We start from the raw sequence: 20929 nt of genomic DNA, 5'->3' as shown, positions 1-20929 counted from the left end.
ACCAGCGGAAAGGATACCGTCTATGGATGCTTTCCTGAATCTTACAGACGTCCGTTATTCTTACCACAGTCCCGAGGGAGAGACCCCGGCACTGTCTGATATATCATTTTCCGTAAAAGAGGGGGAATTTGTCGCCATTGTTGGCCCCTCCGGCTGCGGCAAATCCACCCTACTGAACCTGATCTGCGGCCTTCTTGCCCCGGAAGCCGGGGAAATCACGCTGAAAGGCAACCCGGTCCTCCGGGAGCGGGAGCGCATCGGCTACATGCTCCAGAAGGATCACCTGTTCGAGTGGCGTTCCATTTACCGCAATGTCATCCTGGGACTGGAAATCCGCAGAAAATGTACAGAAGAAACTCTGGCCCGGGCAGAAGCCATGCTGGAACAGTATGGACTGGCCCCCTTCCGCAATGCCCGTCCCAGCGAACTGTCCGGCGGCATGCGCCAGCGGGCGGCCCTCATCCGCACCCTGGTGCTGGAACCGGAGCTTCTACTGCTGGACGAACCGTTCTCCGCCCTGGATTACCAGACAAGGCTTACCGTCTGTGACGACATTGCCACCATTATCCGCCGGGAGCAGAAAACGGCCATTCTCGTCACCCATGATCTGTCCGAGGCCATCAGTTGTGCCGACCGGGTCATCGTCCTTGGCAAACGGCCTGCACGCATCCGCGCGGTGGTGCCCGTCCATTTTGCGATGGAGAACCGCACGCCCTTCCAATGCCGCAGTGCCCCGGAATTCAAAGAATATTTCAACGAAATCTGGAAGGAGCTGAACGCTTATGACTAACCTCTCCCCTGCCCAGACCGCTTATCTTCAAAAACAGCAAAAACACCGCCGGATGATCTCGGCCTCCCGCATCACCCTTCTGGTAGTATTCCTGTGCCTGTGGGAGATCGCTGCCGACAGCGGCCGCATCGATGCCTTTATTTTCAGCTGTCCCAGCCGTCTGACCCGCACCTGCCTGTCCATGTGCCGGGATGGCAGCCTTTTTTTGCACACCGGCATCACCCTGGCGGAGACGCTCATCAGCTTTCTGCTGGTGCTGGTCATCGGCACCCTGGCCGCAGTCCTTCTGTGGCTGTCCCGGCAGTTTTCCGAGATCATGGAACCCTACCTGGTGGTGCTCAACAGCCTGCCCAAATCCGCCCTGGCTCCGCTGCTCATCGTCTGGCTGGGCGCCAACATGCGAACAATCATCACCGCAGGCATCTCCGTGGCCATCTTCGGCACCATCATCAGTCTGTACACCGGTTTCCGGGAGGTGGATCCTGACATGCAGAAACTGATCCGCACCCTGGGCGGCGGCAGACTGGACATTCTACGCTGCGTCATCCTCCCCGCCAACGTCCCCGTCTTCTTCTCTACCTCCAAGATCAACATCGGTCTGGCGCTGGTGGGCGTCATCATCGGGGAATTCATCGGTGCCAGACAGGGGCTGGGATACCTCATCATTTACGGCAGCCAGGTGTTCAAGCTGGACTGGGTCATCCTGTCCATCGTCATCCTGTGCATCATCGCCATGGGGCTCTACACGATGATCAGCCTGCTGGAAAAATACTGTCAGAAACTGCAGTAATCCCCATGCAGGCCAGCCCCGGCGACAATAAAAAAACGTGCATTGTTTTCTCATGGAATTTTCTGTATAATAAAGCAGACTTTTCAGAACCAAAGGAGAATCCCCATGAAATACTACTTTGCCCCCATGGAGGGGCTTTCCACCTATATTTTTCGAAACGCCTGGAGAAGCTGCTATCGGGGCGCGGACAAATACTTCACACCCTTTCTTGCCAATCCCCGGCTGAGCCGCCGGGAGATTGACGAGATCCTGCCGGAACACAACGAGAGTCTCTGCCTCATCCCCCAGATCCTCACCAACCGCGCGGAGGACTTTCTGTCCATTGCCGCCCAGCTTGCCGACTACGGCTACGACACGGTGAACCTGAATCTGGGTTGCCCCTCGGGAACCGTCACCGCCCGGAAACGGGGCGCCGGTTTCCTTGGCGTACCTGACGAGCTGGATGCTTTTCTGGACGAGATTTTCAGTCGCTGCCCGATGCGCATCTCCATCAAAACCCGCATCGGCGTGGAGGATACCGACGAGTGGCCCCGGCTGCTGGATATCTTTTCCGGATATCCCCTGGACGAGCTCATCATCCATCCCCGGCTCTCCCGGGAGCAGTACACCGGAATACCCCACCGGGATGCCTTTGCCGCAGCCTGTAAGGCCCTGCATGTCCCACTGTGCTACAACGGCGAGATTCATACCCCCGCAGATGTGCAGGCACTGCAAAACAACTTTCCAGACCTCCCCTCTGTCATGATCGGCCGGGAGATCCTGCGCAGACCCTATCTGCTGGAACAGATGGAGACTGGCTGCGCCACTGCCTCTCCCGACACCCTGCGCACTTTCCACGATGCCGTCTATGCCGGTTATCAGCAGCGCATGTCCGGGGAAATGCCGGTCCTGTACAAGATGAAGGATCTGTGGACCTACCTGTGCTGCTCCTTCGCCCATCCCGAAAAAGCGCTGAAAAAAATCCGGAAAGCCAATCACTTCCCGGATTATGAAAAAGCCGTGCAGAACATGTTTTCCCTGCTGCTTGCGGATGAATAAATTGTCCTTATTTTTTTATCTCTTCCACTGCAACTTCTACCTGTTTGCCGCTGAAGGCAACGCCATAGGCATAAATCGTCCGTACCCCTCTGGCAGTCAGCTCCGTATCATATTTGCGGTCCCTGATCTGCCAAAGGGCCAGTTCGGATAATTTTTTCAAATCATCTCCTGTACAGTCCTTCTCCGCCTTTAATTCGATCAAAATTCCAGGCAGGCGATCATTTTCCGGCAGCAGCTGAATATCGTACCGCCCTTCCCCGGATTCTCTGTTGGAAGTCACATAGGAACCATGCAGCAAAACACAAAGCCCCAGTAAAAATCCATGATAAAAATTTTTCTCCGACCGTATCATAAAAGCTGACGATCTGCAGAAGCAATTTCTGCATCGTGGCTTTCAACCGCTCTGCGTCCCCCGCATACAGCGCCTCCTGTATGGCAATGGCAGTTGCCTGGGAAATAGCAGGCTCCAGCCTGGAAAGAATTTCCTTCCTGTACACAAAGGCAATCTCTTTATTCGGAAGTGCCACCTCACACATAAAATCCCCGCTGAACGCCAGATCCGTTCTTATCGCTTTCAGATATCCTGCCACCAGCAGAAAGCTGTAAATCGTAGACGGATTCTTTTTGATCTGCGGATAAATCACACCGGTATCAATGTAAGTGACAAAAGACTGTCCATTCACCAGTGAGGTCAGTTTATCATACACCTCCTGATCTGCCCTGCCGATGATTTCCCCGATAATATCATTGCTCCCCGTGGACTGCCAGAAAGCTCTTGGTTCACATCCGCTGCTGAAATAGCTGATCACCGACCAGGGATTAAAAATCTCTGTCTTTCCAAACTGATAGCCATCATACCATGCACAAATCTCATCATACTTTTCCGGCACCCCATAATAGCCCGCCATCTGTCTGACTTCCTCCGCGGTAAATCCGAAATATTCGCTGTACTTCTGATCCAGTACAGAATGAATCGCCAGATTGTTCAGACCGCTGAAAATACTCTCTTTGGCCACGCGCAGAATGCCGGTCAGGAATCCATAGGAAAGATGTCGGTTATCTTTCAGTCCGCCGGAAAACAGATTCCGCATAAACAAAACAACCGGATCATAAAAGCCCTGCATATATCCCTGCTGGATCGGGATATCGTACTCATCAATGATAATGATCGGCGCAATTCCATAATGCTTATGCAATGCCGCAGACAGATCTGCCAGTGCACTGGATAGCTCTGTTTCCGTCGCCTCTCCCGACAGCAGACGGGCAAATGCCCGCCGATCTAGGTCATCACACGTTTCGCTGTCCTGAATTTCTTTGTGCCGATAAGCTTCCCTGGCAATCAGTTCCCGGATCGCCTGAAAGGTTTCTTCCCAGGTAGTGAATTTCACATCTTTGAATGTCAGAAAGATCACCGGATATTTTCCCTGATACTCCTGATAATATTTACCGCAGGCCCAGATTTTCTTGTCTCTGAAATAAACAGACGTATCCTCCTGCGTTTTTTCAAAATAGGTGCGGAGCATATCCATATTCAATGTCTTGCCAAACCGGCGTGGTCTGGTAAACAGAGACACCATCGGCCGTTCATCGATAAAATCCCGGATCAGCATTGTTTTATCAATATAATAATACTCCGATGACGCCAGCCGATAATCAGAAATCCCCACAGGAAGTGGCAGCCGCCCCGGGCGCATATTCTTCTGGTACGCCCCGGTCTTTATCCGGTTGTCTTCCGGTCTCACCGCATCAGCCGGAATGAGCCAGGAACGTCCCTGTTTCCTTGCTCCCGAGATTTTCCCTGCTTTGCAAAAATTCGTCACGCTCCGCTCCGTCAGATTCCAGCGCTGCGCCGCATCCCTGACACGTATCATCTCCATCGCTCACACCTCCTGTCTTTTTATCCATTATATCCAACTTCGGAATAATGTGCAATATTTATCGGAAATATTCCGAATTTATATCGTTTTTTGATAGATTATCGAATTAATTCTCTTCTAATTTATAAGCGTCTCATTCCATTCATATTTTTTCCAACGAGCACGTGCCACCAATGAATCAAAATTGTTACATTTCTCAACAGAATCCGGTTTGCCAAGAGAGGTATATATCAAATATTCTTCAGACATTCCTACATAAGGAAATTCAGGAGCATTATTTTTTACTTCGATATCCTCTTTAGTAAATATATCTTCTCTCTCTTTGCAATAAACCCAATTTCCATTAATTTCAACAATATCATTATCGGTATAATACGATAGTTCGTATGTGTGATCAAACGATGTTCTAACTTTAATACTCTTACTTACACCATTGGAAATTGTCAAAACAACTGTTCCATTTTTATTTGTATATGTATAAACAGGTTCTTCATAATAAATTTGCCTTAACTTTTTTAGTATTTTGACAAGATGTTCTGCCGCCTGCCCATTATATTCTGCTGTATAGAAATCCTCTATCTTGTCACTTTCAAATATTAAACGCCCTTCCACATTTAATACTCTACTTTCAATTTTATAATCATATTTTAAAATATAATCTATATTTATTTTAATATTTAAATCAGAGAGTCCACTAACATCTCTTAAGTTTGTCAAAAAATCATCTTTATCATATTTTTCAAATTGTTCTTTTCCAAATTCTGCAAGTTTTTCCGCATTATTTCCACAACCAGTCAAAGACAGGCTAAACCAAATGACAATCCATAAAATAATTTTATTAATACATTTCAACCTAGAATTCCTCACTCATTATTTATAAAATAATCGATATGCAAACTAAAACCCATCTAAAAAGGCTCTGCCAAATGACAGAGCCTCCGACATTTTCTTTCGAAACCCGCGATTTCTAGCCAGATTGTGGTAAATGTCAAACCCGTATAAAGCTCATAAGGTACTGCATTCTGGCACAACACCTTACTTCTACGCCTGGCAGACACTCAAGTTGCCTGTCTTTACTATTATATTATCGAGCTTTTAAAAATATGTCAATCCACATTTTCTCATCGGATCGCATAGCAGAAGATCTGCGCTGCCGCCAGCAGGATCACGCCCAGCACCACCAGCAGAATCTGTCCGGCGAACACCCCGGCGGCGATCTCCACCACCGCAATGAGGATCGGTGCAATGAACAGGGATACCCCCAGGATCATACCGATGGCCAGATTCATCACCGGCACAGCGATGGCCGGGAATACCGGAAACTTCCAGAGGAAGATGCCGCACAGGATCTCCGCGATCAGCAGAAAGCCCAGCACGCACATGCCCACCATCACCATAAGCTGACGGTCTTTTCTGCGGCGCTTCCTATTGTTGGCGGAAGGCGTTCTTCTTCCGGCAGAAGGCCCGGACGCCCGGCTGCGCTTCTCCTCCCGCTCATCATAATCATCTACGTTAAACGCATCGAACAGCTCCTCGCTGATGCGATCTGATTCATTATTGTTATAGGGTTTGAATGTACCTGCCATCATTCATCCTCCAAATCTCATAAAATCTTATATCCTATTATACCAAGAATTCCGAAAAAGGACAACCAAAAAGGTGTTCCCTTCATACGGGCAAACGGTAGCCCGGATGTTGAAAAAAGCCTGCGAAACCAGCTCGCAGGCCAAAAGCTCCCGGCCGGACTTGAACCGGCGACCCACGCATTACGAATGCGTTGCTCTACCAACTGAGCCACGGAAGCAGTGTGATCACTCACGCAAGAAATATATTAACAAAAACAAAGTAAAAAAGCAAGTCTTTTCTGATATTTTCCAGATATAATTTCCATCCATGTCGTGCCGCCTGCCCAGGCACAGACCTCGGGCAGGCAACGCAACATTCGAATCTACTGATTCTGTGACGACATATTTTCGATATGCACATCCAGCTGATTGAAGGGGATCTCGATGCCCTCCGCGTCAAACTGCAGCTTGATCTGCTCCAGGATCCGCCATCTGGTATCCCAGTAATTGGCAGCCTCCAGCCATCCTCTGGCACCCAGCACTACCGCACTGTCTCCCAGAGAGTCCACATACACCTGGATCGGACGATCCTGTAAAATGCAGGCGTCCTTCCGATAGATCTGCTCCAGCACCTGCTTTGCCCGCAGAAGGTCTGCCTGATAGGCGATGCCTACCGTCAGATCCAGACGGCGGAACTCCTCCTTCGTGATGTTGGTGATGGTGGAATTGGCCAGATCACCGTTGGGAATGATGATGGCACGGTTGTCCACGGTGAGCAGCTTGGTGGCAAACAGGGAGATCTGTTGTACCGTTCCCTCGCTGGAACCGGTGGAAATATAGTCTCCAACACCAAAGGGCTTCAGCGCCAGGATCAGCACTCCTCCTGCGAAGTTTGCCAGGCTTCCCTGCAAGGCCAGGCCAACAGCCAGACCGGCAGAACCAAACACCGCGATAAACGACGTAGTCTCAATGCCAAACAGAGAAATGATGGTCAGAAGCAGCACCGCATAGGCAATGGCTTTCACCAGCGCATCTACGAACTGTACCACGCCGGTATCCACCTGGGACCGCTCCAGCGAACGCCGAACGATCCTGCGCAGCAGCTTGATGAGCCTGGAACCGATAAAATAGATGACCAGCGCCAGCAGCACTGTCATACCGAAGGAAATGAAATCCGGAATCTTCCCCTTGAAATACTCCACTACCTTATTCGGATCCACGTCCTTTAATTTTTCCAGATTTTCCATCGTCTCCGATGTATCGATATTGCCGATATTGTTGATCTCTTCCGTCAGCGCCTCCGCCGCTGTCATAAGAAATGCCATGATGTTCCTCCTCATATATACTTGTTATTTTTTGCGAAACACGTTAAAATAATGATTACAGTTCACTCGTCTGTTCGTGTGAGCAAATTTTATGCTCGCATAAAAATTTGTTTACATAAACAGACGAAGGGAGCGCCTGCTCATGAACAAAAATGAGCTGCAACGCAGCGGAAAGCATCAAAGATGCGGTTTTGTGAATGGCGTGTGTGAACTGTCGGATTATAATTTACACAGAAAGGATGTACCTGCCATGACCAAAGAAACCGAAGATGCCATCATTGCATCCCTGAATGCCTACGCCGACCGCGTGCTCGGCGACATTGACCCGCAGAAGGTAAAGATCGGGGCCCAGCTGGCTGCGATCCGTCCGGAAATGGAGCGGCTGGCCGCCCTTCACCATATGGATATCACTGATCTTTTCGTGCTTTACATGGATCGCTGCTCCGAGATATTTGCCCTCCAGGAGGCAGACCTCCAGGAAGTACTCCGGCAACTGTAAATCCTTTGTTTGATCAAAACATATCCCTTAAAAAGGCTCCCGTCTTTCAGGCAGGAGCCTTTTATGTCAGATCTCGTGAATAAACAATCCGCTTCGAAGCTTGGGCTCAAACCAGGTGGATTTCGGCGGCATTAAAAGTCCTGCGTCCGCGATGTCCAGCAGCTCGTCCATGGATGTGGGATACATGGAAAAGGCCGCTGCCCATCCGTCCTGGTCCACATTTTTCTCCAGCTCCTGTAAACCCCGGATACCGCCCACGAACTTGATGCGCTGGTCGGTCTTGGGATCCTGGATCCCCAGCAGGGCATCCAGCACTTCCTTCTGCAAAATGGACACATCCAGACGATCCACGGTCTCCAGCGCATCCATGTCTCCCTTGTAGGTGAGCGCATACCAGGTGCCGTCCACGTACAGGCCGAAGGTGCCCTTCTTCTCCGGGCTTACCGCCTCTGTCCTGGCCTCCACTGTAAATTTCTCCTGTAATTTTTCCAAAAACTGTTCCACGGAAAGGCCGTGCAGATCCTTCACTACCCGGTTGTAGTCCAGGATCCGCAGCTGCTCCTTGGGGAACATAACAGCCAGAAAATAGTTGAACTCTTCCTCGCCGGTGGGGTTCTTCGCCGCTTCTGCCTTCTGGAGTCCTACCCGCACAGCGGACGCTGCCCGGTGATGGCCGTCTGCAATATACAGGTGATCCATCTGGCCGAAAAGCTCCGTGATCCGTGCAATGACCTTCTCACTGGTGATGATCCACACCCGGTGAATGACGCCATCCTCTGTCTCGAAATCATAGACGGGTTCCCGCTCTTTCTCCCGCTCCACGATCTGCTGTAGCTCCTGCTGGCTGCGATAAGCCAGGAAAATCGGCCCGGTCTGTGCCTGGCAGGCATCAATGTGACGGATCCGGTCTTCCTCCTTGTCCCGTCTCGTATTCTCATGACGGCGGATCACACCGTCCGTATAATCCTTCACGGCTACGCAGGCCGCAATGCCGTCCTGCACCCGCTCCTGATAGACCAGCTCATAAATGTAATAGCAGGCCTTCTGCTCCCGGATGAACTCTCCCCGCTCGATCATGCCCCACAGCAGATCATGTGCCTTCTGGTATACAGCATCACTGTACATGTCCACATCCTCCGGAAACTGTGTCTCCGCACGGTCGATCCGCAGAAATGACATGGGCTCCTTCTTCACTACTTCTCTCGCTTCGCTGCTGCTGTACACATCATAAGGCAGTGCTGCAATCTTATCCTCCAGTCCCTTTGCCGGGCGGATGGCCCGGAACGGTTTTACTTTCGCCATAAAAACCTCCTTAAAATAGGTTAAAATCAAAAAATCGGCCGCAGGATCATCTCCCACGGCCGAAAAATCCTGTACAGGACTATTTTACCACACGAACACGGAATACGCCATCCACTGCGCGAAGTTTCTCAACAACTGCATCGGTAGCCGGAGCTTCCAGGTCAAACATGGTGTAGGCATAATCGCCGCGGCTCTTGTTGACCATATCGGTGATGTTGATATCTGCCCCGGAAATGACGCCGGAGAACTGAGTGATCATATTCTTCACATTCTTATGGCAGATAGCGATACGTCCCGGCTTGGTGGCAGGGCCCATATCACAGTCAGGATAGTTCACGGAATGCTGGATATTTCCATTCTCCAGGAAATCCCGGATCTCCTTCACTGCCATTCTTGCACAGTTATCCTCAGACTCCTCGGTGGATGCACCCAAGTGCGGGATCACGATGACGCCCGGCTGTCCTGCGGTGGTCGCATTCGGGAAATCGGATACATATTTCTTCACCTTGCCCTCTGCGATGGCTGCCAGAACAGCGTCCTCATCCACCAGCAGATCTCTTGCAAAGTTCAGGATCACAACGCCATCCTTCATCTGCTTGATGGCATCGGCATTGATCATCTTCTTGGTGGCATCCATCAGCGGTACATGGATGGTGATATAGTCACACTCTTTGTAGATATCCTCCACATTATTGATATGACGGATGGAGCGGGACAGGTTCCACGCTGCCTGTACGGAAATGTACGGGTCATAGCCCAGTACCTCCATGCCCAGATGCGTAGCTGCATTTGCCACCTTGACACCGATGGCGCCCAGGCCGATGATGCCCAGCTTCTTGCCTTCGATCTCGCATCCGGCAAATTTCTTCTTCTCTTTCTCTGCCTGCTTGCCGACCTCTGCGTTGCCCTTCTGGGAAGCAACCCACTCGATACCGCCTACCACGTCACGGGATGCCAGCAGCATACCGGCCAGTACCAGCTCTTTCACACCGTTGGCGTTGGCACCCGGGGTGTTGAATACGACAATACCCTTCTGTGCGCATGCATCCAGCGGGATGTTGTTCACACCGGCGCCGGCTCTTGCGATACCGGACAGCTGGTCGGAGAACTCCATATCATGCATGGCTGCGCTCCGGACAAGGATCGCATCTGCCTCGTTTACATTTTCTGTTTTCTCATAATTCCCGTCGAACTGCTCCAGGCCGCAGGCTGCGATGGGATTCAGGCAATGATATTTGTACATTACAGATTCTCCTCCTCAAACTTCTTCATGAACGCTACCAGCGCTTCCACACCTTCGATGGGCATTGCATTGTAAATGCTTGCGCGCATGCCGCCGACGGTACGGTGGCCCTTCAGGTTCTCCAGGCCTGCTTCCTTTGCCTCTTTGACAAATTTTGCATCCAGATCCTTGTCACCGGTGACAAACGGCACGTTCATCAGGGAACGATCCTCGGGAACAACGGTGCCCTTGAACAGCTTGCTCTGATCCAGATAATCGTAGAGGATCTTGGCCTTCTTCTCGTTGCGCTCCTTCATGACAGACAGGCCGCCCATCTTCTTGAGCCATTTGAACACCTTGCCGCAGATGTAAATGCCATATGCCGGCGGTGTATTGTAAAGAGAATCATTGTCTGCATGTGTCTTGTACTGCAGCATGGTCGGTGTGCCCGGCAGCACGTCCTCGGTGATCAGATCCTCTCTGATGATGACGATGACAACACCGGCAGGCCCGATGTTCTTCTGTACGCCGCCATAGATCACACCGTATTTTGACACATCCACAGGTTCTGATAAGAAGCAGGAAGAGACATCAGCAACCAGTGTTTTGCCTTTGGTGTTCGGTAAAGTCTTGTATTTCGTTCCATAGATGGTATTGTTCTCACAGATGTACACATAATCCGCATCCTCATCAATGGGAAGATCGGAACAGTCCGGTATATAGGAGAATGTCTTATCCTCGGAAGATGCGATCTTGTTCGCCTTGCCGAATTTGGACGCCTCCTGCCATGCTTTCTTTGCCCACTGACCGGTAACGATGTAATCAGCCACACCGTTCTTCATCAGGTTCATGGGGATCATGGCAAACTGCTGGGAAGCACCGCCCTGTAAAAACAGAACCTTGTAATTGTCCGGGATGTTCATCAGCTCCCGAAGATCAGCCTCCGCGGTCTTGATGATGTCCTCGAATGCCTTGGAGCGATGGCTCATCTCCATGACAGACATACCGGTTCCGTTGTAATCCAGCATCTCTGCCGCTGCTTCCTTCAATACCTCTTCCGGCAATACAGCCGGTCCAGCCGAAAAGTTATAAACTCTGCTCATTTTTTGTTCCTCCTGCTTTCAAAAAATTCTTAAGGCTTATTCTACAACTGCCGCTTTTTTTCGTCAATATGTTTTTTCACCGTTTCTGCATACTTTTTGTGCGAAGATTTCATACTTTTTTGAAAATGTCTCAGTAAATTACCACCGGCGTACCGATTTTCACCCGGTTGTAAAGCTTGATCACATTGTCCAGCGGCGTGTTGATACAGCCGTGGGAACCGCTGGTGAGATAAATCTTGCCGCCGAACTGACTGCGCCAGGAGGCATCGTGAATGCCGATACCGCCCCATACCTTCATCCAGTATTTGACAAAGGACACATAATCCGCGCCCACCAGCGTCGCATTCCGAGCCTTGTTGTGGATATAGCCCACGCCCCGCTTCGTGTGGTTGCCGCCTTTGCCCGTCACCACATCCGTGTCCATGTACAGCTGTCCGTCCTCGTAATACCACATATGCTGGGCCTCAATGGAAATCTCTATGTAGGTAGCACCGATGTCACTGGTGCCCCGCACCTGTTCAAAGCCGGTCTGGGCGTATACCGGCTGCCGGTCCGCCACATCTTTTCCGGCCTTTACCAGGGTAAGCAGCTCCTCTGTCTCCTTCTTCTGGCTGATCTTCCAGCCATAGGGGCCGCCGGACACTTCGATATCCCGGCCGTCCGTGGTGTGGAACATCCGCTTGCCGCCCACCGTATCGTACTTTTCCGCCAGCGTCTTTACATAGGCCGCCACCGCCTTTTCATCCAGATACAGCGTGCCGTCCTTCTTCTGCCGGTACCAGGACCAGAGCACCGTCCGGTCGATGACCTCCTTATTTTCTCCAAACGCATAGGAGATCGTAAAATCAGACAATGCCGCCAGGCGATCCGTCACCTCTTTGATCTGAGGCGAATCCTCTGTCACCGTGGGCAGCGTATAGCAGTCTGCCTCCGCCAGAGAAAGCACCGTCTCTTCCCCTACGAACGCTGTCTGCAGCGCCTCCTGAAATCTTGCCTCGTCGATGGTCGTGCCCTCACTGGATGGCTGGAACAGGAAGCCGTCCGCATCGCTGTAGGAAATGCTGGCATTCACCGGCGCTGTCATATTGGCCGGATCCAGAAAAGCAATCTCCTGGAGCGCTTGCTCCAGCTTCGTCTCGTCATAGACGGCCTTTGGCGTCACCTCATAGTGCACCGGTGCGCTTACCAGCGCCGGAAGCCAGGCAAAGGCATTCTGCCCTTCCAGAATATGGTCCAGATCCTCGCCGAAATCATAGGTCAGACCGATCTCCTCCCCGGAGATCACCGCTTCTTCCCCGTCCTTCGCCTGAATGGTCAGCGTATAACCGGACAGCCCCTCCAGAAGCCGCCCTTTCACCTCTTCCACGGTCAGAAATGACGCATTCACCGTGTTGATGCGTGTGCCGTATAAAAACAGGTGCTGCATATACCAGGCAACGCCCGTATACGCCAGCAGCAGTACCGCCGCCACGGTGATCAAAATTTTGGAACATAACTTTTCCTGTCTGTGTTTTCCCATAAAAAATCCCCCCACCAGGTATGATAAATGAAATTGAAAATAAAGCGCAACGAGAGTGCCCCAGGCCAGCCCCTCTTTGCTGTCCTGAAACACTCTCGTATTTTTTACTGCTTCTTCAAATCGTCAGAATCAAACGCCTGGTCAATCGGTGCTCCCGCCGGAACCATCGGGAATACTTTGTCATCCTTATCGATCTGTACGTCGATAAAATACGGAACCTTCTCTTCCACTGCCTGCCGGATGGCCGGAGCAAGCTGAGAAAGCTCTGTCACACGGACAGCCTTAACGCCAAGGCCCTCCGCCACTTTCACGAAGTCCACCTTGTCTTCAAGGATCGTTGCCGAGTATCGTTTGTCATAGAACAATGTCTGCCACTGTCTTACCATGCCCAGCACGTGGTTGTTGATGACAACCTCGATGACCGGGATGCCATATCTGGACGCGGTGGCAAGCTCATTCATATTCATGCGGAAACAGCCGTCTCCCGCGATATTGATGGCGGTCTTATCCGGGCAGCCGCACTTTGCGCCGATGCAGGCGCCAAGGCCGTAGCCCATGGTACCCAGACCGCCGGAGGTCAGGAACGTGCGGGGCTGCGTGTACTTATAATACTGTGCTGCCCACATCTGATGCTGGCCCACATCGGTGGTGATGATGGCCTCTCCCTTTGTTTCCCGATAGATCTCTTCGATGACTGCCGGGCCGGTCAGTGCCTGATGGTCATATTTCAGCGGATACTGTGCTTTCAGCTCCTGGATCTTTGCAAGCCATTCTGCGTGATCCTGGGGCGCGATCCGCTCTGTCAGCTTCTCCAGGCTGGCTTTCAGATCTCCGGTCACGGATGCGGTCACATGAATGTTCTTGTTCACCTCTGCCGGGTCGATATCCAGCTGGACGATCTTCGCCTGGCTGGCAAATTTTGCCGCATTGCCGATGACACGGTCGCTAAACCGGGCGCCGAGCACTACCAGCAGGTCGCACTGAGACACACCGAAATTGGCCGTCTTCGTGCCATGCATACCAAGCATGCCGGTGTACAGATCGTCCGTGCCCGGGAACGCGCCCTTGCCCATCAGCGTATCTGCCACAGGGGCTTGCAGCTTCTTCACAAATGCCCGCACTTCCTGCGCCGCATCGGAAAGGATGGCGCCGCCGCCCACCAGAACATAGGGCTTCTTCGCTGCGTTGATGAGGGCAGCCGCCTGTTCAAGCTCTTCCTCTGAAATGTCGGTCTTCTTCTCAATGGGTGCCGGTACCGCAGGCTCATATTCGGCCATGGCCGCCGTCACATCTTTGGTCACATCCACCAGCACTGGGCCGGGCCGGCCGGACTGGGCGATCCGGAACGCACGGCGGATCGTATCCGCCAGCTGATTCACATCCTTGACAATAAAGTTATGCTTTGTCACCGGCATGGTAATGCCTGCGATATCCACCTCCTGGAAGCTGTCCTTGCCAAGAAGGGGGACACTCACGTTAGCCGTGATGGCCACGATCGGGATGGAATCCATATACGCAGTGGCGATACCTGTTACCAGATTCGTGGCGCCCGGGCCGGAAGTAGCCATACATACGCCTACCTTTCCGGTGGCCCGGGCATAACCGTCTGCCGCATGGGCAGCCCCCTGCTCATGGGAGGTCAGCACATGCCGGAACTGATCTCCGTATTTATAAATTGCATCATATACATTCAGGATCGTGCCGCCGGGATATCCGAAAATCGTATTAACTCCCTGCTCTTTCAGGCACTCTAAGATGATCTCAGATCCATTTAACTGCATTTTACTGTTTCCCTTCTTCCGTTAGTTCTTCGGAGCCTCCAGAACAGCTCCATGGGCAGCACTCGTCACAAGTGCTGCGTACCGTGCCAGATAGCCGGTCTTTACCTTGGGCTCTCTCGGCTGCCATGCCGCACGGCGTCTTGCCATCTCCTCATCGGATACGGCGATCTCTAATTTATATTCCGGAATATTGATCTTGATGATATCCCCTTCCTCCACGAACGCAATGGGGCCGCCCATAGCTGCCTCAGGAGAAACGTGGCCGATGGACGCACCTCTGGATGCGCCGGAGAATCTGCCGTCTGTGATCAGTGCCACAGAGGAGCCCAGTCCCATGCCTGCGATGGCAGAGGTGGGGTTCAGCATCTCTCTCATACCCGGGCCGCCTTTGGGGCCCCTCGTAACGGATAACAACCACATCACCGGGAACGATCTTGCCGCCCTTGATGGCTGCAATGGCGTCTTCCTCGCAGTCAAATACCCGGGCAGGGCCTTCGTGTACCATCATCTCCGGTACGACAGCGGAACGCTTCACAACGGCGCAGTCGGGTGCCAGGTTGCCGCGCAGCACTGCCAGACCGCCGGTCTTGCTGTACGGATTCTCCACCGGACGGATGACTTCTGGATTCTTGTTGATGCAGCCCTTGATGTTCTCGCCTACCGTCTTACCGGTGACGGTCATCACATCCAGGTTCAGCAGATTTAACTTGGTCAGCTCATTCATGACAGCGTATACACCGCCGGCCTCGTTCAGGTCTTCCATGTAGGTAGCGCCTGCCGGTGCCAGATGGCAGATGTTCGGTGTCCGTTCGCTGACTTCGTTGGCAATGTCCACGTTCAGGTCAAAACCAACCTCATGGGCGATGGCAGGCAGATGCAGCATACTGTTGGTGGAGCATCCCAGTGCCATGTCTACGGTCAGGGCATTCATAAATGCCTCTTTTGTCATAATGTCTCTCGGACGGATGTTCTTCTCCAGAAGCTCCATCACCTTCATGCCGGCATGCTTTGCCAGCTTGATCCGCTCGGAATAAACGGCCGGGATCGTGCCGTTGCCCTGCAGGCCCATGCCCAGCACCTCTGTCAGACAGTTCATGCTGTTGGCGGTGTACATACCGGAGCAGGAACCACAGGTCGGACATACCTTGTTCTCGAACTCAGTCACGTCCTCCTCGGTCATCTTGCCTGCCGCATAAGCGCCCACGGCCTCAAACATGCTGGAAAGGCTTCTCTTCTGTCCGTGTACATGACCGGCCAGCATGGGGCCGCCGCTGACAAATACGGTGGGCACATTGATTCTGGCTGCTGCCATGAGAAGGCCCGGTACGTTCTTGTCACAGTTGGGCACCATGACCAGAGCATCAAAGGCATGGGCAGTCGCCATGGCCTCTGTGGAATCTGCGATCAGATCTCTTGTGACAAGAGAATATTTCATGCCGATATGGCCCATGGCGATACCGTCACAAACAGCAATGGCCGGAAATACCACCGGTGTACCGCCTGCCATGGCAACGCCCATCTTCACTGCCTCTACGATCTTGTCCAGGTTCATGTGACCCGGCACGATCTCATTATAGGAGCTGACAATGCCGACCAGCGGCCGCTCCATCTCTTCCTTCGTCATTCCCAGTGCATTGAACAGCGAGCGGTGTGGTGCCTGCTGCATGCCTACCTTTACGGAATCACTCTTCATTCTTCATTCTCCCCTTCTTTGTCTGTCCTCTGCGGACAGACTTGTGTACAATATCTATCGTTTCCGCAGACGGCCCGCAGACATCCGGGCCGCCCACAGCTTACTTTCCGTTGGTTTTCTGCAAAATCAGTTTAAATGCGCTCTGCGATCAGGTCTCCCATCTTCGTGGTGCCCACCTGGGTCATGCCCTCGGACATGATGTCCACTGTGCGGTAGCCGTCTCTGAGTACCTGCTTGACCGCTGCTTCCACTGCATCTGCTTCTTTGTCAAGATCAAAGGAGAAACGCAGCATCATGGCAGCAGACAGGATCGTTGCAATGGGGTTGGCGATATCCTGTCCCGCAATGTCCGGTGCGGAGCCATGGCTGGGCTCATACAGGCCGAACTTGGTGTCATTCAAGCTGGCGGAGGACAGCATACCGATGGAACCGGTCACCATACTTGCCTCGTCAGAAAGGATATCTCCGAACATGTTCTCGGTCAGGATCACGTCAAACTGTCCCGGATCCTTCACCAGCTGCATGGCACAGTTGTCCACCAGCATATGCTCATAGGAAACCTCCGGGTAATCCTTTGCCACTTCCTCGACAACCTTTCTCCACAGTCTGGAGGAATCCAGCACGTTGGCCTTGTCCACGCTGGTCACTTTCTTCCGGCGCTTCATGGCAATATCAAAACCGCGGATGGCGATCCGGCGGATCTCATTTTCATCATAGGTCAGCGTATCAATGGCTTTCTTCACGCCATTCTCCTCGATGGTCTTGCGCTCTCCGAAGTACAGGCCACCGGTCAGCTCCCGCATGATCATCATATCAAAACCGTCGCCGATGATCTCGTCCTTCAGCGGGCATGCGCCGCGCAGCTCACTGCACAGATATGCCGGGCGCAGGTTGGCAAACAGGTTCAGCGCCTTTCTGATCTTCAGAAGGCCTGCTTCCGGTCTTAAGTTGGGCGGGAGCTGGTACCACGGAGAAGTTGCCGTGTTGCCGCCGATGGAGCCCATCAGGACTGCGTCACTGGCTTTTGCTGTTGCAATGGCCTCATCGGTCAGCGGTACGCCGCATGCGTCGATGGAAGCGCCTCCCATTAAAACGTCTTTATAGACAAATGTATGTCCGAATTTTTCGCAGACCCGATCAAGGACTTTGCGTGCCTCTCTTGTGATCTCGGGTCCGATGCCGTCACCGGCAATTACTGCCACTTGAAAATTCATGTGCTGTCGTCTCCCTTTCTGCAGCGTTCTCCCTCTTTCGACAGGAAAACATTATTAGTTATATAATATATGATTTATTTTCGTTTTTCAACTATAAAAAATCACTTTGTCGCTTTTCCGTGATAAAGAAGCAAACTTTTTATAAAAAGTTTCACGCATAATTGAAAAATTCCGCACATAAAAAAATAAGGATGCCTCTGCAATTAGAAGCATCCTTTTCTTTCTGTATCAAATCGCCAGATCTTACTCCCCGGCCTTCTCCACCTCAGCGATGGCAGCCTTTCTCATGGGAATTCTGCAGTTACGGTTGCTGCCGAACTCCACGATCACGTCATCCTCTGTGATATCGATGATCACACCGTAAAAACCGCTGGTCGTCACAATGCTGTCGCCCACAGCCATATCCATCAGCATAGCCTGCATTCTCTTCTGCTCCTTACGCTGGGGACGGATCGCAAGGAAATACATAATTCCGCCGAAAATTACCACATAAGCAATCAGAATAAACATGCTGTTGCCGCCTGTCAAAATCAAATTCATTTTCATTCCTCCTAGTATACCGAACGGCTTTCAGCCTGTCCGCATTTTTGCCATTAATACTACTATACACAATTCAACCGATAACATCAAGGGGTTTTTTTGTTAAAGTTCACTCGGATGTTCCTGTTGGCAGATTTCATGCTCGCATGAAAAGCTGCCTGCAAGAACAGACGAAGGGAGCGCCATGTAATGAGCAAAAGTGAGCTGCAACGCAGCGGAAAGCATCGAAGATGCGATTTTGCGAATGGCGCGTGTGAACTTTAACCATCAACCTTTCTCTTCTTCCATCCCGGCCAGTTTTTCCTTCTTGTACTGGGCAAACCGGTCTTCGTCGATGGCATCCCGGATCTCGGTCATCATGGTGTTGTAGAAATACAGGTTGTGCAGCACGCACAGACGCATGCCCAGCATTTCCTTGGCTTTCAGCAGATGCCGGATGTACGCTCGGCTGTGATACCGGCAGGCCGGACACTGGCAGCCTTCCTCGATGGGACGGTCATCCAGCTCGTACTTTGCATTGAACAGGTTCAGCTTGCCGTGGTTCGTGTACACATGGCCATGACGGCCGTTCCGGCTGGGATATACGCAGTCGAAGAAGTCCACGCCCCGCTCCACAGATTCCAGAATGTTGGCAGGCGTTCCCACGCCCATCAGGTACACCGGCTTCTCCAGCGGCAGGTAGGGCACCGTCTTCTCGATGATGTCATACATCTCCGCGTGGGTCTCTCCTACCGCCAGGCCGCCCAGGGCATAGCCGTCCAGATCCAGCTCTGAGATCCGTTTGGCATGCTCGATCCGGATATCCGCAAAGGTGCCGCCCTGGTTGATGCCGAACAGCATCTGGTGATGGTTGATCGTATCCTCCAGACCATTTAAGTGGTCAAGCTCCGCCTTGCAGCGCACCAGCCATCTGGTCGTCCGATCCACAGAATTCTGCATATACTCTCTCGTGGCCGGATGGGGCGGACATTCATCAAAGGCCATGGCAATGGTGGATGCCAGGTTGGACTGGATCCGCATGCTCTCCTCCGGCCCCATGAAAATCTTTCTGCCGTCGATATGAGAATGGAAGTATACGCCCTCTTCCTTGATTTTTCGCAGGTCTGCCAGGGAAAACACCTGGAATCCGCCGGAATCGGTCAGCACCGGGCGATCCCAGTTCATAAACTTGTGAAGGCCTCCCATTTTTTTCACGACCTCATCTCCGGGACGCACGTGCAGATGATACGTGTTGCACAGCTCCACTTGGGTGCCGATGCCCTTCAGATCGATGGACGACACCGCACCCTTGATAGCTGCCGCTGTTCCCACATTCATAAATACGGGGGTCTGAATCACGCCGTGCACCGTATGGAATTCTCCGCGCTTGGCGTTCCCGTCTCGTTTCAATAATTTATACATGAATCCAATTTCTCCTCTCCTTTTCCCAGTATACAGGACTTGCGCCCGGGCCGCAAGGAAAACCTGTTTACATTTTCGGATTCCTTCATTATAATAAATGGAGCAAAATGAATCTATTTGGAGGTGCGCATTATGTCCGGTTCCATTTACGGAAAATTATTTCAGGTGTCTTCCTGGGGGGAATCCCATGGCAAGGCCATCGGTGTTGTCATTGACGGCTGCCCCGCAGGGCTCGCTCTCACGGAGGCAGATATCCAGCCATTCTTAAACCGCCGCAAGCCCGGCCAGTCCCGCTATACCACACCCAGAAAAGAGGATGACGCTGTGGAGATCCTGTCCGGCACCTTTGAAGGACGGACCACCGGCGCCCCCATTTCCATGATCGTGTACAACAAATCCCAGCGATCCGCCGACTACAGCGAGATTGCCAGCTACTACCGGCCCGGACATGCGGACTATACCTATGATCAGAAATATGGTTTCCGGGACTATCGGGGCGGCGGCCGTTCCTCCGCCCGAGAAACCATTGCCCGGGTGGCAGCCGGTGCCGTTGCTGTGAAGCTCCTTGGCGAACTGGGCATCTCTTTTCTTACGTATACCCGCTCCATCGGCCCGGTATGCATCGACGACGCCCGTTTTTCCGCGGAGGAAATTGACAACAATCCCCTGTATATGCCAGACGCCACGGCTGCGAATGAGGCCGCTGCCGTGCTGGAACAGTGCATGCAGCGCCAGGATTCCTGCGGCGGCACGGTGGAATGTATCGTCAAAGGCCTTCCCGTCGGCCTGGGGCAGCCCAACTTCGACAAGCTGCCCGCCGTTCTCGGACATGCCATCCTGTCCATCGGCGCGGTCAAAGGTTTTGAGATCGGTGACGGCATGGCTGTAGCACAGGCCTTCGGCTCCGACAACAACGACGCTTTCTACATGACACCGGAGGGCACTCCCGCCAAACGCACCAACCATTCCGGCGGTGTCCTGGGCGGTATCAGCGACGGCTCCGACCTGATCTTCCGGGCAGCCTTCAAGCCCACGCCGTCCATCGCAGCCCCCCAGCACACGGTAAACCAGTCCGGGGAAGAGATTGAGATCTCCATCCACGGCCGCCACGATCCCATCATCGTGCCAAGAGCTGTTGTGGTGGTGGAATCCATGGCAGCCCTTGCGCTGACTGACCTGCTGTTCGAGAGTATGACGTCACGGATGGAACCCATCAAAGCCTTCTTTGAGAAGTAAACAAACCTGAAAAAAAGAACCCCATAAACAGCGG

General features: G+C 52.4%; 18 protein-coding genes, 1 tRNA gene and 1 pseudogene. 5 read left to right on the top strand and 15 right to left on the bottom strand.

Annotation, left to right across the window (positions count from 1 at the left end):
• The first annotated feature begins 22 nt into the window (after positions 1-22).
• The 3 genes from RJD28_09110 to RJD28_09100 all read left to right on the top strand — a co-directional run bounded on the left by RJD28_09110 (position 23) and on the right by RJD28_09100 (position 2618).
• Complete coding sequence (locus tag RJD28_09110; protein ID WNV56530.1) at positions 23-790, top strand: ABC transporter ATP-binding protein; 768 nt, start codon at positions 23-25, stop codon at positions 788-790.
• Complete coding sequence (locus RJD28_09105) at positions 783-1580, top strand: ABC transporter permease (protein WNV56529.1); 798 nt, start codon at positions 783-785, stop codon at positions 1578-1580. The genes RJD28_09110 and RJD28_09105 overlap by 8 nt, the downstream gene beginning before the upstream one ends.
• A 105-nt stretch (positions 1581-1685) precedes the next feature.
• Positions 1686-2618: a tRNA-dihydrouridine synthase gene (locus RJD28_09100; GenBank protein ID WNV56528.1), complete on the top strand. Its 933-nt coding sequence runs from the start codon at positions 1686-1688 to the stop codon at positions 2616-2618.
• 7 nt (positions 2619-2625) lie between these two features.
• On the opposite strand, the gene RJD28_09095 is transcribed toward RJD28_09100, so the two are convergent.
• From RJD28_09095 to RJD28_09070, 6 genes are all read right to left on the bottom strand, one after another.
• Entirely contained in the window at positions 2626-2898 is a 273-nt protein-coding gene (locus RJD28_09095) for a PD-(D/E)XK nuclease domain-containing protein (protein WNV56527.1), read from the bottom strand.
• Positions 2837-4495 carry an AAA family ATPase gene (locus RJD28_09090; GenBank protein ID WNV56526.1) on the bottom strand — a complete coding sequence of 553 codons (1659 nt, stop codon included), beginning with the start codon at positions 4493-4495 and terminating at the stop codon, positions 2837-2839. The genes RJD28_09095 and RJD28_09090 overlap by 62 nt, the downstream gene beginning before the upstream one ends.
• 117 nt (positions 4496-4612) lie before the next feature.
• The gene (locus tag RJD28_09085) at positions 4613-5347 is read right to left on the bottom strand and encodes a hypothetical protein (GenBank protein ID WNV56525.1); all 735 of its coding nucleotides are present in this window, start codon (positions 5345-5347) and stop codon (positions 4613-4615) included.
• Between the two features lie 269 nt (positions 5348-5616).
• Complete coding sequence (locus tag RJD28_09080) at positions 5617-6084, bottom strand: hypothetical protein (GenBank protein ID WNV56524.1); 468 nt, start codon at positions 6082-6084, stop codon at positions 5617-5619.
• Positions 6085-6226: 142 nt separating this feature from the next.
• Positions 6227-6299, bottom strand: a tRNA-Thr gene (locus tag RJD28_09075).
• 144 nt (positions 6300-6443) lie between these two features.
• The gene (locus RJD28_09070) at positions 6444-7385 is read right to left on the bottom strand and encodes a mechanosensitive ion channel (GenBank protein ID WNV56523.1); all 942 of its coding nucleotides are present in this window, start codon (positions 7383-7385) and stop codon (positions 6444-6446) included.
• 142 nt (positions 7386-7527) lie between these two features.
• Here RJD28_09070 and RJD28_09065 point away from each other — a divergent pair, with 142 nt between their 5' ends.
• Positions 7528-7884, top strand: a complete 357-nt coding sequence (locus RJD28_09065) for a hypothetical protein (protein WNV56522.1) — start codon at positions 7528-7530, stop codon at positions 7882-7884.
• Positions 7885-7950: 66 nt separating this feature from the next.
• On the opposite strand, the gene RJD28_09060 is transcribed toward RJD28_09065, so the two are convergent.
• From RJD28_09060 to tgt, 9 genes and pseudogenes are all read right to left on the bottom strand, one after another.
• Positions 7951-9186, bottom strand: coding sequence for a DUF1015 family protein (locus tag RJD28_09060; protein WNV56521.1), 1236 nt, complete (start codon positions 9184-9186; stop codon positions 7951-7953).
• Between the two features lie 79 nt (positions 9187-9265).
• Positions 9266-10429, bottom strand: a complete 1164-nt coding sequence (locus RJD28_09055; protein ID WNV56520.1) for a phosphoglycerate dehydrogenase — start codon at positions 10427-10429, stop codon at positions 9266-9268.
• Positions 10429-11511, bottom strand: a complete 1083-nt coding sequence (gene serC / locus RJD28_09050) for a 3-phosphoserine/phosphohydroxythreonine transaminase (protein WNV56519.1) — start codon at positions 11509-11511, stop codon at positions 10429-10431. Before serC ends, RJD28_09055 begins: the two co-directional genes overlap by 1 nt.
• A gap of 130 nt (positions 11512-11641) precedes the next feature.
• Positions 11642-13030: a peptidoglycan binding domain-containing protein gene (locus tag RJD28_09045; protein WNV56518.1), complete on the bottom strand. Its 1389-nt coding sequence runs from the start codon at positions 13028-13030 to the stop codon at positions 11642-11644.
• A gap of 104 nt (positions 13031-13134) precedes the next feature.
• Positions 13135-14811, bottom strand: a complete 1677-nt coding sequence (gene ilvB, locus RJD28_09040) for a biosynthetic-type acetolactate synthase large subunit (GenBank protein ID WNV56517.1) — start codon at positions 14809-14811, stop codon at positions 13135-13137.
• A gap of 21 nt (positions 14812-14832) precedes the next feature.
• A pseudogene (gene ilvD / locus RJD28_09035) lies at positions 14833-16504 on the bottom strand (dihydroxy-acid dehydratase).
• Positions 16505-16635: 131 nt separating this feature from the next.
• On the bottom strand, positions 16636-17718 hold the full coding sequence (leuB, locus tag RJD28_09030) for a 3-isopropylmalate dehydrogenase (GenBank protein WNV56516.1): 1083 nt from the start codon (positions 17716-17718) through the stop codon (positions 16636-16638).
• A 243-nt stretch (positions 17719-17961) separates the two neighbouring features.
• Entirely contained in the window at positions 17962-18258 is a 297-nt protein-coding gene (gene yajC, locus RJD28_09025; GenBank protein ID WNV56515.1) for a preprotein translocase subunit YajC, read from the bottom strand.
• Positions 18259-18525: 267 nt separating this feature from the next.
• A complete protein-coding gene (gene tgt / locus RJD28_09020) occupies positions 18526-19659 on the bottom strand; it encodes a tRNA guanosine(34) transglycosylase Tgt (GenBank protein WNV56514.1) in 1134 nt (377 codons plus the stop codon).
• Positions 19660-19791: 132 nt separating this feature from the next.
• Between tgt and aroC the strand changes: the two genes are divergently transcribed.
• Positions 19792-20895 carry a chorismate synthase gene (aroC, locus tag RJD28_09015; protein ID WNV56513.1) on the top strand — a complete coding sequence of 368 codons (1104 nt, stop codon included), beginning with the start codon at positions 19792-19794 and terminating at the stop codon, positions 20893-20895.
• Positions 20896-20929: the final 34 nt, after the last annotated feature.

The sequence above is a fragment of the Oscillospiraceae bacterium NTUH-002-81 genome (genome assembly GCA_032620915.1).
In the GTDB taxonomy this organism is placed as follows: Bacteria; Bacillota; Clostridia; order Lachnospirales; family Lachnospiraceae; genus JAGTTR01.
This window is presented reverse-complemented; position numbering and strand designations above follow the sequence as displayed.

Bases quoted from the DNA above. Each gene is read 5' to 3' on its own strand.
- RJD28_09110 (WNV56530.1), top strand. From the start codon at position 23: ATGGATGCTTTCCTGAATCTTACAGACGTCCGTTATTCTTACCACAGT.
- RJD28_09105 (WNV56529.1), top strand. From the start codon at position 783: ATGACTAACCTCTCCCCTGCCCAGACCGCTTATCTTCAAAAACAGCAA.
- RJD28_09100 (WNV56528.1), top strand. From the start codon at position 1,686: ATGAAATACTACTTTGCCCCCATGGAGGGGCTTTCCACCTATATTTTT.
- RJD28_09090 (WNV56526.1), bottom strand. From the start codon at position 4,495: ATGGAGATGATACGTGTCAGGGATGCGGCGCAGCGCTGGAATCTGACG.
- RJD28_09080 (WNV56524.1), bottom strand. From the start codon at position 6,084: ATGATGGCAGGTACATTCAAACCCTATAACAATAATGAATCAGATCGC.
- RJD28_09070 (WNV56523.1), bottom strand. From the start codon at position 7,385: ATGGCATTTCTTATGACAGCGGCGGAGGCGCTGACGGAAGAGATCAAC.
- RJD28_09065 (WNV56522.1), top strand. From the start codon at position 7,528: ATGAACAAAAATGAGCTGCAACGCAGCGGAAAGCATCAAAGATGCGGT.
- RJD28_09060 (WNV56521.1), bottom strand. From the start codon at position 9,186: ATGGCGAAAGTAAAACCGTTCCGGGCCATCCGCCCGGCAAAGGGACTG.
- RJD28_09055 (WNV56520.1), bottom strand. From the start codon at position 10,429: ATGTACAAATATCATTGCCTGAATCCCATCGCAGCCTGCGGCCTGGAG.
- serC (WNV56519.1), bottom strand. From the start codon at position 11,511: ATGAGCAGAGTTTATAACTTTTCGGCTGGACCGGCTGTATTGCCGGAA.
- RJD28_09045 (WNV56518.1), bottom strand. From the start codon at position 13,030: ATGGGAAAACACAGACAGGAAAAGTTATGTTCCAAAATTTTGATCACC.
- ilvB (WNV56517.1), bottom strand. From the start codon at position 14,811: ATGCAGTTAAATGGATCTGAGATCATCTTAGAGTGCCTGAAAGAGCAG.
- leuB (WNV56516.1), bottom strand. From the start codon at position 17,718: ATGAATTTTCAAGTGGCAGTAATTGCCGGTGACGGCATCGGACCCGAG.
- yajC (WNV56515.1), bottom strand. From the start codon at position 18,258: ATGAATTTGATTTTGACAGGCGGCAACAGCATGTTTATTCTGATTGCT.
- tgt (WNV56514.1), bottom strand. From the start codon at position 19,659: ATGTATAAATTATTGAAACGAGACGGGAACGCCAAGCGCGGAGAATTC.
- aroC (WNV56513.1), top strand. From the start codon at position 19,792: ATGTCCGGTTCCATTTACGGAAAATTATTTCAGGTGTCTTCCTGGGGG.